The organism is Photobacterium marinum, from assembly GCF_000331515.1.
Classification (GTDB): Bacteria; Pseudomonadota; Gammaproteobacteria; order Enterobacterales; family Vibrionaceae; genus Photobacterium; species Photobacterium marinum.
Genome location: NZ_AMZO01000021.1, coordinates 99365 through 114247, shown reverse-complemented (window position 1 = coordinate 114247; position 14883 = coordinate 99365). Strand labels below are relative to the sequence as shown.

10 protein-coding genes are annotated in these 14883 nt (G+C 42.4%); 5 read left to right on the top strand and 5 right to left on the bottom strand.

Annotated features, from left to right (window positions below; all coding sequences use genetic code 11):
* Positions 1-35: 35 nt before the first annotated feature.
* Both C942_RS14830 and C942_RS14825 read right to left on the bottom strand, forming a co-directional pair.
* Positions 36-1283 carry a DEAD/DEAH box helicase gene (locus tag C942_RS14830; RefSeq protein ID WP_007467002.1) on the bottom strand — a complete coding sequence of 416 codons (1248 nt, stop codon included), beginning with the start codon at positions 1281-1283 and terminating at the stop codon, positions 36-38.
* A gap of 242 nt (positions 1284-1525) precedes the next feature.
* Positions 1526-3433 (bottom strand): Ig-like domain-containing protein, encoded by a 1908-nt coding sequence (locus C942_RS14825; protein ID WP_007467000.1) that lies wholly within the window; start codon positions 3431-3433, stop codon positions 1526-1528.
* Positions 3434-4154: 721 nt separating this feature from the next.
* Between C942_RS14825 and C942_RS14820 the strand changes: the two genes are divergently transcribed.
* Positions 4155-4574, top strand: a complete 420-nt coding sequence (locus C942_RS14820; protein WP_007466998.1) for a hypothetical protein — start codon at positions 4155-4157, stop codon at positions 4572-4574.
* Between the two features lie 182 nt (positions 4575-4756).
* Here C942_RS14820 and C942_RS14815 read toward each other — a convergent pair whose 3' ends face one another.
* The gene (locus C942_RS14815) at positions 4757-5944 is read right to left on the bottom strand and encodes a dicarboxylate/amino acid:cation symporter (RefSeq protein ID WP_007466996.1); all 1188 of its coding nucleotides are present in this window, start codon (positions 5942-5944) and stop codon (positions 4757-4759) included.
* Between the two features lie 810 nt (positions 5945-6754).
* Here C942_RS14815 and C942_RS14810 point away from each other — a divergent pair.
* The gene (locus C942_RS14810) at positions 6755-8173 is read left to right on the top strand and encodes an alanine/glycine:cation symporter family protein (RefSeq protein WP_007466994.1); all 1419 of its coding nucleotides are present in this window, start codon (positions 6755-6757) and stop codon (positions 8171-8173) included.
* Positions 8174-8439: 266 nt separating this feature from the next.
* Positions 8440-10116 (top strand): amidohydrolase, encoded by a 1677-nt coding sequence (locus C942_RS14805; protein ID WP_036800350.1) that lies wholly within the window; start codon positions 8440-8442, stop codon positions 10114-10116.
* A gap of 131 nt (positions 10117-10247) precedes the next feature.
* Here C942_RS14805 and C942_RS14800 read toward each other — a convergent pair whose 3' ends face one another.
* The gene (locus tag C942_RS14800; RefSeq protein WP_007466990.1) at positions 10248-11414 is read right to left on the bottom strand and encodes an MFS transporter; all 1167 of its coding nucleotides are present in this window, start codon (positions 11412-11414) and stop codon (positions 10248-10250) included.
* Between the two features lie 90 nt (positions 11415-11504).
* On the opposite strand from C942_RS14800, the gene C942_RS14795 reads away from it, so the two are divergent.
* Positions 11505-12410, top strand: coding sequence for a LysR family transcriptional regulator (locus tag C942_RS14795; RefSeq protein ID WP_007466988.1), 906 nt, complete (start codon positions 11505-11507; stop codon positions 12408-12410).
* An 81-nt stretch (positions 12411-12491) separates the two neighbouring features.
* Here the strand turns inward: C942_RS14795 and C942_RS14790 are convergent, their stop codons facing one another.
* On the bottom strand, positions 12492-13370 hold the full coding sequence (locus tag C942_RS14790; RefSeq protein ID WP_007466987.1) for a LysR family transcriptional regulator: 879 nt from the start codon (positions 13368-13370) through the stop codon (positions 12492-12494).
* A gap of 302 nt (positions 13371-13672) precedes the next feature.
* Here C942_RS14790 and C942_RS14785 point away from each other — a divergent pair, with 302 nt between their 5' ends.
* A complete protein-coding gene (locus tag C942_RS14785) occupies positions 13673-14767 on the top strand; it encodes a YdcF family protein (RefSeq protein WP_007466984.1) in 1095 nt (364 codons plus the stop codon).
* Positions 14768-14883 lie beyond the last annotated feature (116 nt).

Below are 14883 nucleotides of genomic sequence, written 5' to 3'. Positions count from 1 at the left end.
GGGGGCTGTTTAGCCCCCGTTTTTTATATCGGCAATTAGCGTTTATCTTGAGGGCGCTTATTGGCGTTATTTTTTGAGTTTCGGTTATTGCGATTACCGCCGTTGCGCTTACTCTTCGGCACATAGTTCAGGATCGAAACAGGCACTTCTTTTCTTGGCGCAAAACCTTCAATTTCCTTACGCGTGATCAGGTGACCAAGACGGCTTTCGATTGCACAAAGGTTTTTGAAATCATCTTTTGATACGAACGAAATCGCTTCACCGGAAGCACCTGCACGACCTGTACGGCCAATTCGGTGAACATAGTCGTCAGCCGGGTAAGGCAGGTCGTAGTTAATCACACGGCTCAGGTTTTCGATATCAATACCGCGGGCAGCTACACCAGTTGCAACCAGCAAGTTAAGCTTGCCTGATTTAAAGTCTTCCAATAGCTGAGCGCGAACTGCCTGGCTACGGCCACTGTGGAAAGATTCAGCTTTAATACCTCGTTTTTCCAGCTGGCTGACCAGCTTAGCTGCACCATGCTTGGTTTCGATAAAGATCAGTGCCTGATCCCACTGATTCTCTTTGATCAGGTGGCTCAGCAGCGAAGATTTCTTATCTTTATCGACTGTGATCAACCATTGATCAATTTGAGGCTTAGCTTTGCTATCTGGTGTGATAGAAACTTCAACTGGGTTATAGATAGCCGTTTTTGCTAACGCGCGAACCTGTTTTGACAGCGTTGCTGAGAACAGCAGGTTCTGGCGATCTTCCGGTAAGCGCTCAATGATTTTGTTGATGTCTTCGATAAAGCCCATATCGAGCATTCGGTCGGCTTCATCAAGAACCAGCATTTCTACTTCTTCAAAATGAACTGCGCGTTGGGTGTACATATCCAGCAGACGTCCCGGCGTAGCAACCAGAATATCAACACCTTCAATTAGCTTTTGTTTTTGTTGCTTCGAGTCAACACCGCCGTACATTGCCAGAGAAGTCAGGTTCAGGTGCTTGCTGTATTTCGCAATATTATCTTCAACCTGAACAGCCAGTTCACGAGTAGGTGCAAGAACAAGCGCGCGAATACGTTTCTTGCGCTGAGTTTGACCTTCACGAAGCATTTCTAAAATTGGCAATACAAAGCTAGCGGTTTTACCTGTACCAGTTTGTGCTGCTGCGATCAGGTTTTTACCTGTTAACGCAACAGGAATTGCCTTCTCTTGAATTGGAGTCGGGGCTTTATAGCCAAGTTCATTTACAGCTTTTACGATTGGAGCGCTTAATCCAAGTTTGGAGAACGGCATGTAGAGTCTCAGGTTGGTAATGATACAAAACTGCTATAGCCGGCGGCGATAACAGAAGTAAGGTGGCGGATTCTATCACGATGGGAGCGAGAGGGGCAGGGGCTGTGATGCGGGATATTTAGTTTTGGTTATGAGGTTATGGTTTTGATGGCATACAAAAGATGCATGCTGAATGTCAGCTATTTGTGGTATTAATATTTAGTAATAAAAACCCATCCATGGGTTTTAATTGCTAAGGGTGATTATTTACTACTTATTGAGAGGATTCCCAGTTTATTTGGAACATCACTAAAGATATATCCCGTAGCAAATTCACCGTTTTCACCAAAAAAGTGTATTTTCAGGTCGCCATATCTACGGCCATCTTTGTTGGTCAAAATATATGAAAAGACACCGTTTTCATCAGTAACTAGATTATCGCAAGTTAGTTCTTCATATCCTGTCATTAGGCAAGCGGAACGTGGTGCATCAAATTGGATACTAATGTTACTTTTTTCAGCTTTAGGCTGAGCCTCTCCTATTTTTACCTCCGGAGTATAAAATATATCGCCATGATATGTTTTATTCCGTTGTCGGTTATGAAGCGCGTTATAACCTGAGAAAAATGTCGTATAAGCTTTGTCATCAAAGTGATGAAGCTTACTGCTTACAAGAACGTTGACGTATCCGGAGAAACCAATGACATTGTTTTTGTCATCACGCATAATTTGAATGACTTGACCTTGCTCATCTACTTGTTTTCTCACTGGATCATCGGTTTTAACGGAAGCAATTATGTTGCTACCACTGCCACTTAAATTGAGATGAACATAATCGCTAGACGATATCTCCCCGCTCTTATTTATGAACTTGTGAAAATAGCTAGGTAAATTAGATGTACTCATGGCCACATAGAAGCTAGGAGGAACATCCTCGATGTTTAGGTTAAAGTCAGTTCTCCTATCATCAAATTCGGCAGATATGACGGCACGGCCAATTTCTACACCATGAACTAAACCACTTTGGCTATCATCAACCATTGCGAAGCTGTCATCATCACTTGACCAGGAAACTTCATCCGAGATGTTTCTTTTTGTTCCATCGTTGAAGACGCCGGTTGCTATAAGTTGTAAGTTATAGCCTTTAACGACATTGTTGGCCTCATCAGACAATGAGGTAATAGTAATTTCATCCAAAGCAGTATCAGTAATTGTGACTGTTAATGGTTCACTTTCAATATCATGGTACTGTGCAGAGACTGTTGTACTACCTTCATTTATACCTTTGATAATACCGTTGTCCTCAACGGTAGCTACTGAGGTATTTTCAGTTGACCATATAACATCATGCGCTGATAGTTCACGCTCTGTAAGATCACTGAAGGTTCCGGTAACAGCCAATGGTTGAGTAAAGCCAGCAGGAATATTCAAATCACTTGATTCAGAGCTAATTCGAAGCTTAGTTACAACGGCATCTGTGACTGTGACTTCGACAGTATTGCTAGTAACACCGTGAAATTCAGCCTCGATTTTTGAGCGCCCTTTGTTAATTCCTTTTAAAACACCAGGTTGTATTTTCCTTGCAACAGCCCCCTCGCTGCTTGACCAGTGTAGAGCATCCCTTTGTAACTCTTGATGAGTATTGTCGCTGAATGTACCGGTTGCTACCATCGTTAGGGTAACGCCTTCAGGAAGGTTATTTGCATTACCTGATTTAGGTGTGATTTGTACATGTCTAATTTCAGCATCAGTCACCGTCACATCAATGGTGTTACTATCAATGCCATTAAACTGGGCCATTATGGCCGTCGTTCCTGCATTAACTCCTTTGAGTAGTCCTGCACTGGTTGTAGTTCCAACTCTTTGATCGGAGCTAATCCACTTAACTTGCTTTGAAACATCAAGTTTTGAGTAATCTTCGTAATAGGCTGTGGCGGTAAACTGCAAAGCAGATTGAAATGATATTTTAGGCTCTGAGATACCACTGATTGGTGAATAGGTTATATGTATTGAGGCAATTTCTTTTTTAATAGCATCTGTTGTTGTTATTGTGTTTGAGGTTGTTTGTTCTTGAGACGCTTCATTTAATGTTGGTGATACAGCACCATCTGATGATGAACCACCGTTACAACCAAATATAATTAATGAGCATAAAATGATAATTTTACGCAAGCAAAACTCCTTAATTAGTTAAATTTATTAGATTTATTTTTCGCCTGACTAGTTATTTAAATAACAAGGTAAAGGCTTGTGGAAAGTGTCACAATTGACCGAAGTGCAATTAGGCATTGTTTTTATTCTGTTTGCAAATGCGTTTCTGGTGGTTATTTGTGCGGTAAATTTTGGGGGAGTAATAAATGTTTTCTTAATATGCGCATCTCAAATGTTTTGAGTTCAAAGCAATATGGTGCTTTGGTATGTTCCAGTTTGATTTTTGTTGTTAATTAAAATGCGGTTTTACAGGGGAAGAGCATCTTGGCTATGCGTAAAAGTGCACATTTTTAATAATAATGCTCGATGACAGGTAGTTCTGTAAATTAATTTAATGATTAAAGCTCGAAATATATTGATGAATATATGTGCAGTTTTAACTATGAATTTATTTTGTTATTAACAATAATTAAAGCAAAAACGCGAACAGTATTTTAATGATTCTTGAATAGTGTCTGTTCTATATTTGAGCTCATTAGACTGATTATCAGCAATGCTGGAAGTTGTTGATTGAATTGTGAACGGCATATTGTGACTGAGATCTAACTTTGCCAGAACGAAAAGTGGCTTTCTGATATCGTTTGTTTGTTGGTTACTAGTGGTTGTGGCTGACGATTACACAGTACTGTGAATCGATAAAGGATGATATGTACTGGTTTCATGGAGAACGAGGAGAGCGGTTATGCGAGCGAAATTTCTGAAAACATTGTTAGTTCCGGTGTTTGTTACCGCTCTGGCGGCATGCTCTTCTAATCCGGTTATATACCATACTGAAGAACTCAGCCGGGACTATACCTATCTTGATATTAGCCAGAATGGCTCTTCATATATTGTTCAATCTCAGGTTGGCGGCGAACACCAAAGCATCTATAAAATTCTCGGATTTAAAGGTGAGCGTTTTACCATTTCGATTGAATCTCTTGATGGCGAGGCGATGCATTCTTTGGATGGTGACGGCTTTCGTGTCTTCAACTATTACTCGGATGAAGAGAAAAACATACGGGTAGAGGAGGTTGAAGTTACATCAATGGATACTTGGGTTACTTTTTCTCTCTATGCCCACCCTCAGGCAGAGTATAAACTGACTGTAACTAAGTTATAAATCAAAACTCGACAATTACAGCAAAGCTAATTAAATGAACATGAGAACTGTAGAGTCACTGAGGGGAATAATTTTTTCGGGTTATATCGAAAGCATTATATAACGGAAGATTCAAGTTAATTAAAAACGTCCGACTATTCATAATGAATGGTCGGACGTTTTTTTATTGGTTTTATTAAGCGTTACGCTGTTTCTTCGGCAAGGACAAGATTTTCTGCTGCTTCATCTTTCTCAGAAGACATCTTATCGATCATCAGAGCAATCACACCGTCACCGGTTACGTTACAGGCAGTACCAAAGCTGTCCTGAGCCAAGTGAAGCACAATTTGCAAGGCAATCATTTCTTCTGTGAAGCCCAGCATTGACCCCAGTAGGCCGACAGAAGCCATTACTGCACCGCCCGGTGCACCCGGTGCAGCTACCATTGTTACACCCAGCATAGCGATAAACGGTAGTGCTTCAAGCAGGCTTGGTACCGGGCCTGCGCCTGTCATGATGATTACTGCCACAGCAACGCTGGTGATACTGATCACTGAGCCTGACATGTGGATGTTGGCACACAGTGGCACGACAAAGTTAGCAATAGTGTTTGAAACGCCGTTACGTTTGGTTTGTTGTAGCGTAACCGGAATTGTAGCCGCAGAAGACATAGTGCCAACAGCAGTAAGGTAAGCTGGCATCATAGTACGCAGAATTTTCAGCGGAGATTGTTGCTGAACGATACCTGCGGTAATGAACTGGAAAGTCAGCCATACCCAGTGCATTGCGATAACTGCCAGCAGAACCAGGCTAAATGTTTGTAGTGTCGCGAATACTGTGCCTTTTACTGTCATGTCGGCAAACACGGCTGCAATGTAGAAAGGCAGAGATGGAATGATCACTTTGTTCAGGAACAGTTCGATGATGTCGCAGCCCTGGTTGCTGAATCGTCTTAGATCTTCTGAGCCTGTGTTCGATATACCTAGACCGAAAACGAAGGCAATGGTCAGCGCCGTCATAATGCTCATTAGTGGCGGGATCTTAAGTTCAAGGAACGGAGTCAGCACTGTTTTAGCTTCCGGCAAGGCACCTGCGCCGCTTAACAGCGTTGGATACAAAGTTTCCGCAACAGTGAAGGCAAGAAGACCAGCGCCCAGCGTTGATAAGTAAGATAAACCGACTGTTTTACCCAGTAGTTTTCCTGAGTTCTTAGGTAGGTTTGCGATTCCGCTGGTTACATAAAATAGAATTAGCAGAGGAATGGTAAACTTAATTAACTGGCTAACTAGTAATTTAATGGTAATTAAAAATTGAATTAATACCTCAGGAGCAAACATTCCCATTAGTATGCCAAAAAGAATTCCGGCGGCTAATTTAATAATTAAGTTCATTATATTCCCTCAAACTTGTTGTATATTCGTTTGTCTGAAATCAGCAGATTTCTGCAAAAAAACACCCGTCCCGGCCTCATATTGAATTCAGGCAGGCTTGAAATTTCAGCGTTCTGGCTGTCGTAATTAATTGCACGCAAAAAGGCGTACTAAAAAATATGTTGTGATTTGCTCAATAAAGTGAATCTGATTCAGTGATTAGGTGACTGAGTTTCCTTCTTTTTCTTTTAGTTAAACAGGTTGCATAAATTGTAAAGTGTCAGTTTATTCTGATCACCGGTAAAAGAATTCGCGGCATAAACCTTTGGCACCAAAATGAATTTCCCTTCCGGGGAAGTCAAAATAGGTTGTTACACGATTAATGCAACAAAAAATGCCAATATCATACAATTGAAGGTTGGTGGCTGAATATTTTCTAATTTAGAGGCTTTAAAGCGAATAAATTCCATAGCATGAGCAAATTATATGCAAAGAGTGCGTTATTTTGGGCTTTTAAAGCACTTAATGCTGAAAAGGTATAGATTGGGCGTTTTTGAACAATTTGTTTGTTTATTAATAAGTCTGATGATCTGGTCGTCTCAGAATGTGACGACTGATCGAGCAGTGAGCGACTATACTTCTCACCAACTGTCGACTCAGGACTAGCTGACTGTTTTTGTGAGCACTTCAGGGAAAATCACAAGGTGCTAGTTAGCACAAAGGCTGGAAATATATGTGTGTTTCAGCCCATGCCGCCTATGACTTACACATATAAGATTGTGCTGGAGTAGGTATTCACTCTACGGTTCAAAAGAAATATAAGGGGTAGAGATGGAATTGCTAGAAAGTTTCTTTGGCTTAATTGGTGATCTCACCTGGGGATGGGCATTGATACCATTTCTGGTTGTTTTAGGTCTTTTCTTCACTCTCGTCACAGGATTTGTTCAGTTTACCTTCTTTGGACGCATGTTCCGAGTTTTGTTAAACAAAAACCAAACCGCAGCCAAGGATGCTATTTCTGGCCGTGAAGCGCTCTTGCTGTCCGTTGGTGGGCGTGTCGGTGGCGGTAATATTGCCGGTGTGGCTGTCGCGATTACGCTTGGTGGGCCGGGGGCGGTTTTCTGGATGTGGGCAATTGCTCTGGTTGGTATGGCGACCAGTCTGGTGGAATGCTCTCTTGCCCAGTTATTTAAACGAAGAGAAGATGACGGATTTCGTGGTGGCCCGGCTCGAACCATCATTCATGGCTTGGGTAATGATTTCAGATGGTTGGCATATCTCTACACCGTGTGCTTGATTGCCTCTTTTGCTATCGGCTTTAATGCGTTTCAGGGAAATACTGTAGCAGGTGCAGCTCAGGACAGTATGGGTATTGAGCGTCTCTGGACTGGTATTGCTCTGGCTGTGGGGACCGGAATTATTATTTACGGTGGTATTAAACGTATTGCCAAAGTGGCTGATGTTATCGTTCCGATTATGGCGATTGGTTATGTAGCCATGGCTATAATTATTATTCTAATCAACATTACTGAAATCCCCGCAGTCATAGGGATGATTATTTCGAACGCGTTTGGTTGGGAAGAAGCCGTCGGTGGTGGTATGGGGGCGGCAATGGCGCAAGGTCTGCGCCGTGGCCTGTTTTCCAACGAGGCTGGTTTGGGCTCTGCGCCCAATGTAGCGGCAACAGCAGATGTTACTCATCCAGTAAGCCAGGGAATTACTCAATCACTCTCAGTCTTTATTGATACCATTTTGATTTGTAGTTGTACGGCTTTCATCATTCTACTTGGCGATGTGTATGTTCCAGGAGCCGAAGATATTGATGGTGTTGTACTGACTCAGCAATCGTTGGTTTCCCATGTCGGTAATTGGGCCCAGTATTTCCTGACCGTAGCAATTTTGCTCTTCTCAATTAGTTCGATCATCTATAACTACTACTTGGGGGAGAACGCCCTTACCTTCATGACCCACAGTAAGATTTCGCTGCATACACTTCGGATTATCGTGATTGGGATTGTTTTTCTCGGTGCTGTGGCCCCCGGCGCAACCGCGGTATTTTTCTTCTCGGATCCTATGATGGGAATACTGGCTATCGTTAACCTGTTGGCTTTACTTATGTTGTTCCCGACACTGATTCGGCTTCTTAAGGACTATAAGAAGAAGCTGAAAGAAGGGGCAGAGCATCCGGTATTCAATCCAGATGAGTTCCCTGATTTAGACATAGATCATGAAGCATGGAAATCAAAATAAAAGTCCACTTCATCGGAAGGATGTTTCTAACTAGGAATGGTCACGATAAATGAATACTTGATTTTTTTATGGGGTCAGCTTACGAGCTGGCCCTTTTTCTTTTCGAGATGAATTGATCTGACTAGCACCGAAAGTTCACTATCATGATTTTCAGATAGTCAGTATTTTTTCATGTCATGCTTTTCTATTTAAGATTGCTCTCATCAGGCAGTACTGCTTTTTGTCAGTAACCAGTTGAACACTGGCTCATATTAAAGGACAAATCCATGAGAAAAATTCCGAAGCTTGCTTTGTTAGGAGTCGCGTTGATGTCAGCACAACAGCCACAGGCAGCAGAGTATGCCGACACTATTATTACCAACGCGCTTGTTTATGCCGATAAAGAGGCTGATGCAATTGCTATTTCTGACGGCAAAATCATCTTTGTCGGTGACAGCAGAAGGGCAGGGGAGTATCGCACCTCAACAACTGAAGTTATCGACATGGAAGGGGCGATGGTGTTGCCGGGTTTTGTCGATAATCACAACCATGTGTTTGAAGCGGCTTCCGAAGTCGGTGGTAATTGCGAACTTAACGGCGATGCGACATTGGAAGAGCAGATATCGTACCTAAAACAATGTCGGAAGCAGGCTAAGGCAAATGAATGGGTAATGGGGTACGGCTTTACAATTGATTCAGTGCTTGATGAAGATAGTGAGCGTACACCGCTGGAAGTACTAGACGAGATTTTTCCGGATCAGCCGGTTGTATTGATGGAACAGACTTCTCACTCCATGTGGGTTAATTCGAAGGCGTTGAAGTTGGCTGGGATAAACAAAGATTCACCTGAACCTCAGGGCGGTAAGATCCTCAAAGATCGTGAAACCGGTCACTTAAACGGGATTCTGTTTGATAACGCGGGCGATCTTGTAATGGATCTGGCCTGGAACAGCCTGAAAGGGAAGTTTGATCAGAGCTATGACGGCCTGATGATCGGTCTCGAAGAAGCTGCTGCTCATGGTATTACCACGATCGGCGATGGCCGGATGTACTGGAAACGAGGCTGGTATGAGGTTTGGAAGGAAGCTCAGAAAAATGGTGAGCTGACAGCAAGGGTATCGCTGCGTCCATGGATTTATCCGCAGGATGGCCAGGTTTCGCAGCTTAAGTACCTAAAATCCATTCAGTCTCGTGATCCGGAATCACGATTGATTGTGGATCAGGTAAAGATGTACAGCGACGGGATCCTGATCAATGGTACGGCTAAAACATTGGCTCCTTACCTTTCAACGTATATTGAGGATGAACCATACGGAATTAACTATATTCCGCCTTCAGAGATGAAAAGCTGGCTGACGGAGCTGGATAAAATCGGCTATGGAGCCCATATACATGCTATCGGTGATGGTGGTATTCGCGAGTCGCTGAATGCTGTGGAATATGCTCGTCGGCAGGGATCAGATCGTGACTATACGTTGACACATGTAGAGATGGTTAACTCTAAGGATATCAGCCGATTTAAGCTTCTCGATGTGACTGCTGATTTTCAGGTTGGCTCTGATTATATAGCGCAGCATGACCATAGTTGGGCAGAGCCTTTCATCGGGGCAAAACGGGCTCGTTCTCTGATGCAGATAAGTAGAATTTATCAGGCTGGGGCGAATGTAAGCCTGAGCAGTGACTGGAACGTGCATGACATTAATCCATTGGTCGGTATTGCTAACAGCCTGAAAATGGGCAACACCGGGCTTCCGGGTGTTGAAGTGGCAATTGATGCTTATACAATTAATCCGGCGGTTAGCTTAGGGCTTGATGATATTATAGGTTCGATTGAGGTGGGTAAGTCTGCAGATTTGGTGGTGCTGGATAAAGACATCACTAAACTGAAACCGGAAGCAATCGCTAAAACTAATATTCTTATGACAATGCTACAGGGCGAGGTTGTCTTTGATGCTGATGATTAAGTTTCGTAACAAGAGCATCTGAATCACTGAAAGCGCCTAAGAACAGGCGCTTTCAGCTTATAATAGCGGATAGCGGATAGCGGATAGCGGATAGCGTGTAAGAGTAGTTGTAAGAGTTGTTGCTTAATGAATTACCCTAATTGCGACTGAGTATTGACGATTTCTTGCTTAAAATTGATTGTTAAAATACCCAAGACAAATGCACCAGCCGAACTTATATAAAAAGTAGATTGTAAAGTATCTATTCTCATCAATTGGACTGCGATTGGTGAAACAAATTGACCCAAGAAGTAACAACTAACAAAACCACTCATCAGTATTCCCCTGTTATTCAAATCGCTTCTGGAAGATATGGCCTTATTTATGGTTGGGAACGCGATACCTAAGCCGACACCTGTTAGTACTCCCCCGGTTATCATTACGGGCCAGTTTGAAGCGATCGCGATAAACAGGTGGCCTAGTGAGTAGTTAATGAATGCCAGGGCTATCAACTGGTACTCAGTATAGCGACGAAACAGCTTAGCCATTTGCATCGAAGCAATGGCGGAAGCAATACTAAACAGCGCAAGTGTAACGCCAGTTTGAGTTGGTGATGCGTTAAGTACATTAGTGACTATAAATGAGTACATTACAGGAATCTGATAGAACAGAAACATGCTGATAAAGCCCAAAAGATAGAATGGTATTATTGACTTCCAAGTGTCACTATCTACCGAAACCTTATGGCTTTCGACTGTTTTATTGGTATCTGGTATGAAGAAAATAGCGAGAATTAGAACAACTATTGCCAGTAAGTAGATAGAGAATGGCATTCGCCAATTGAGTTGAGCTAGGTAGCCACCAATGCCAACAAAAATCACGCCACCAAGATTCATCGCTGTCGCTTGATATGAAAGAAGTTTGGATGTCCCGTATCCCGAGCTCAGATCTGAAATAAGTGTTGAGCTTACCGTCATGATGAGAGAAACCGACACGCCTAATATAAATCGACCCAGCAACAAAAGTTGGAGCGAATCCATCCACAGTCCGGTACTACCTGCGGCGCCATATAGAGCTAGGGCAATAACCAGCAGCCATTTCTTGGCAATTGAATTCATTAGTTTTCCAGCCAACGGAGCTGTTACCACTACAGCTAAAGAGGGCATTGTCAGTAGCATAGCTACAAGCTCTGAATTATGAAATTGCTGATTGATAAGAGATAAAGAAGGGCCAATTAGTGCGCCTGCCATAATTGTCAGTGCGCTTGAAGAAAGAAGGACAAAAATGGTTGTGAATTTCGGAAGCTTATTCGATGTCATTTTCACTCAAATAGTTAAAGGTGAATATTGACAGGGATCTTATATTTAACTCAAAATGGCAACAATATTCATAACTTGGACACTTCGTTCATGAAATGGAACGTTAATGACATGCCAATATTTTTGGCTGTAGTTGATGCTGGGGGAATCTCGGCGGCATCAAGAGGGCTGAATGTTGCTAAATCAACCATTAGCAGGAGCATCACTAGGCTTGAAGAAGATTTGTCTATACGACTGTTGGAACGAAACTCTCGTCAGCTAAGGCTGACTAAAGAAGGGGAAACTTTTTATCAGCACTGTCAGTTGTTACAGGAACAAATTGAGTTAACACAAGCATCTATGCTTGGCTTTCACCATGAACCACAAGGTAAGCTGACGATATCAATGCCTGCTGGTTTTTGTCTTCAGTTTATCCAGCCTAAGCTTGCTGAATTCGCTGAAAGGTATCCACATATAAATCTGGAATTGAAAGTGTCGGGCAGGGCGGTGGATTTGTATTCAAGCTCGATAGATCTGGCAATTCAAATCGGCCCGCTGCCCGATTCAGATTTAATTGCCACTAAGCTGATTGATTCCCCTTTAATTTGGGTGACATCTGAAGGGTATTATCAGGATAATCGAGATGAGCTTTGCGATAAAAACCTAACGATTGAATTGCTAAAAAAGCACTCAAAATTGATGTTAGACAGTAAGATTCACAGCAATTTACATTTTCTATATGAAGGGAAAAAGGAAGCTATGTTTACCCCGCCGCATTGTAGTTGCGACGATTCAGTTGCTATTAGAACGGCTGTCTGTTCAGGTTTTGGGGTGTCACTGATCCCACTGTTTCTGGTTGAAAAAGACATTAGTCGGGGCGTGCTGAAGCAGATAGGTTGTAGTTTCAAGGTTACCCCTAATAGTTCACTTTATGCCGTTTATCCAAGTAAAAAATATTTATCTCAAAAGACCAAAGTGTTCCTCGACTTTCTAAAAACTGCAATAAAAAGTGATTAGATACTTTGTTTCACGTATAAGCAAAAACAGCATGAGCTGAGTTTGTATCTGTCAGTAACTGCTGTTTTCTTGAGTTAGATGTTATCTGAATCCATGATGTTTTTTTAAAGCTTCAATCAAAGCTTTTCCAGATTTTGTTTGTACAAGGCCGGGCTTCCAGATGAGTTCAACTCTACGGCTGATCTGGCTTTGTTCAAAATCCGTTATTAAATGGATTAGCTCTTGGTTTTCCAATTTTTGTTGAATGACATCCTTCGGCAGATAGGCATAGCCGATACCGCTACAAAGAATACCGACCAGTGTTGATAGTTCACTGAAACAGGCATAGCTTGGGCTGTATCCGACATCATTGTCTTCAGCTACTTCCCCACGAGTCCATATGAGCTCGCGGTATTCACTGAGGTCGTTGGTGCTGATTATTTCCAATTTACTTAATGGGTGCTGGTGGCCGACAACCAGTATTTCCTGATAAGCGCCCAGGCGAGTGTATTCGTAGCTATTGTAATGTAGTGTCGAGTGTTCACTCACCAGTACAATATCAATCTCTTCATTAACCAGTAATTCCATCAGTGCACTACGGTCATCCGTAATAACCTCCAGATTTATAGTTTTCTCTGCCAATATCGATGCCAGTGGTGCCTGGACACATGTCTGGGGAATATAGTTATCAATACCAATCCGAAGCGAGACAGGTTCATTGTGTGATAGTGTTTCAGCACATGATGAAAGCTTCTCTGCCTGACTGACGGTATGAATAATCATCGGGAGCAGGATTTCACCATCAGTACTGAGTGAGGTTTTGTTTCCGCTTCGCTCGAATAATGTCACACCCATATCAATTTCAAGATCTGAAATCCATTGACTGACTTGAGATTGCCGTTTACCCATCACGCGTGCAGCTGCGGAAATAGAGCCCAGCTGGTTTGCTAAAACAAAGGCTTTCAGGTGTTGGATATTCATTTGTTAGTGCTTCTCTAACGGATGATTCAATGGCAGATAGAAAGATTGTATATGAATTAACGCAGAGTCTGAAATTTACCCTAGGTAACCAATTTGTCCTGTAATCTTAATTATCAGCGATAATTTAATGGTGCTGAAAAGTTATTTATTTCTGAAAATGTGAGCTGAACGACTTCTATTTTACGCTTCCGATAAGTCGCTGGGAGTATTTTGCGTGCTGCTTCACTGTTTTTTTGCTTGGTAAATTTATACTGAGAATTAAATCAATACATAAACAAAACAACCAATAACAGGAAATAACAATGAAAAAGAACCTAATTGCGATTGCAATGGGGAGCTTAATCACACTTTCTGCCCCTTTTTATTCCATTGCTGATAGTAATCCGGCAGTACATGCTCAGGTCGAATACAGCCAGTTTGTTACAAAACGTCAGGTTGTTGATCAATTACTGGCGGATGCGGTAAAAGCTTTTAAATCGCCGGCCCGAGTGTCTCATGCTGGCTTTACGGCAAAGATGCCAAGCAATATGGAAATGGTAACCGCTCGTTTGTTGGAAGCGTATCAGCTGGAACCGTATCGCACCGATCTACTTATGTCTGCGGCTAACGCTCAGATATATAACAAGAATGTTGATCGGGCCATTGAACTTTTTGAACAGGTGCTGACAGTAGCCCCGGATGATTTAGATGCGCATTCATACCTGGCTGTATGGCAAAAATTCAAGGGCAATGATAAAGCATCACAAAAGCACATGGAGAAAATTTACGCCCTGAATAAAGGGCGCGAGTCGGATTTGAAGCGTATCTTCAGCACGGTTGACCGTGTTCTGTCTACGCCGTTAAAGGAAAAGGCCGGTCAGTCTTTGGGTGATAATGGTGCAATTGTAACGCTGGGATATGCGTTAAACCCTGATGGCTCAATGCATGATATTTTAATTAAGCGTCTGGAAACGACTCTGGAAATGGCGAAAGCAAATCCGAAGGCATTTATTGTTTTGACTGGCGGAGTGCCACAAAATCATAAAACAGAAGGTAAGTTGATGGCTGATTGGTTAATTCAGCATGGCATCAGCGCAGACCGAATTATTGAAGAGAACTACGCGACAAGCACAGTAGGTAATGCACTTTACAGTAGCTATGCACTTGCACGGCATAATATTAAGCATGCGACCATTATTAGCTCGGCAAGCCATGTTCGCCGTGGTCAAACGTTATTTGAAATCGCAAGCTGGCAAACTGGTCCTCAAAATATCACATTCGATACAGTGGCGTATCCGGATAAGCCGTTAGATGAACTAAAGCAGGCCAGCGATAAAGAAATTTTAGGTATTTACCGTGATGCATTGAGAACCTACGGTCTGTGGAGTTACCGTTCTTACCCATTGGAATCTCGTTAATACCACTTTCCCAAGAAAGCACACATTCAACAATAAAAGGCATAAACTAAGGTTTATGCCTTTTTGTCTTAACTCTTTTTACTGAAGGTAGATATACTTACCTGCAGATTTAAGTA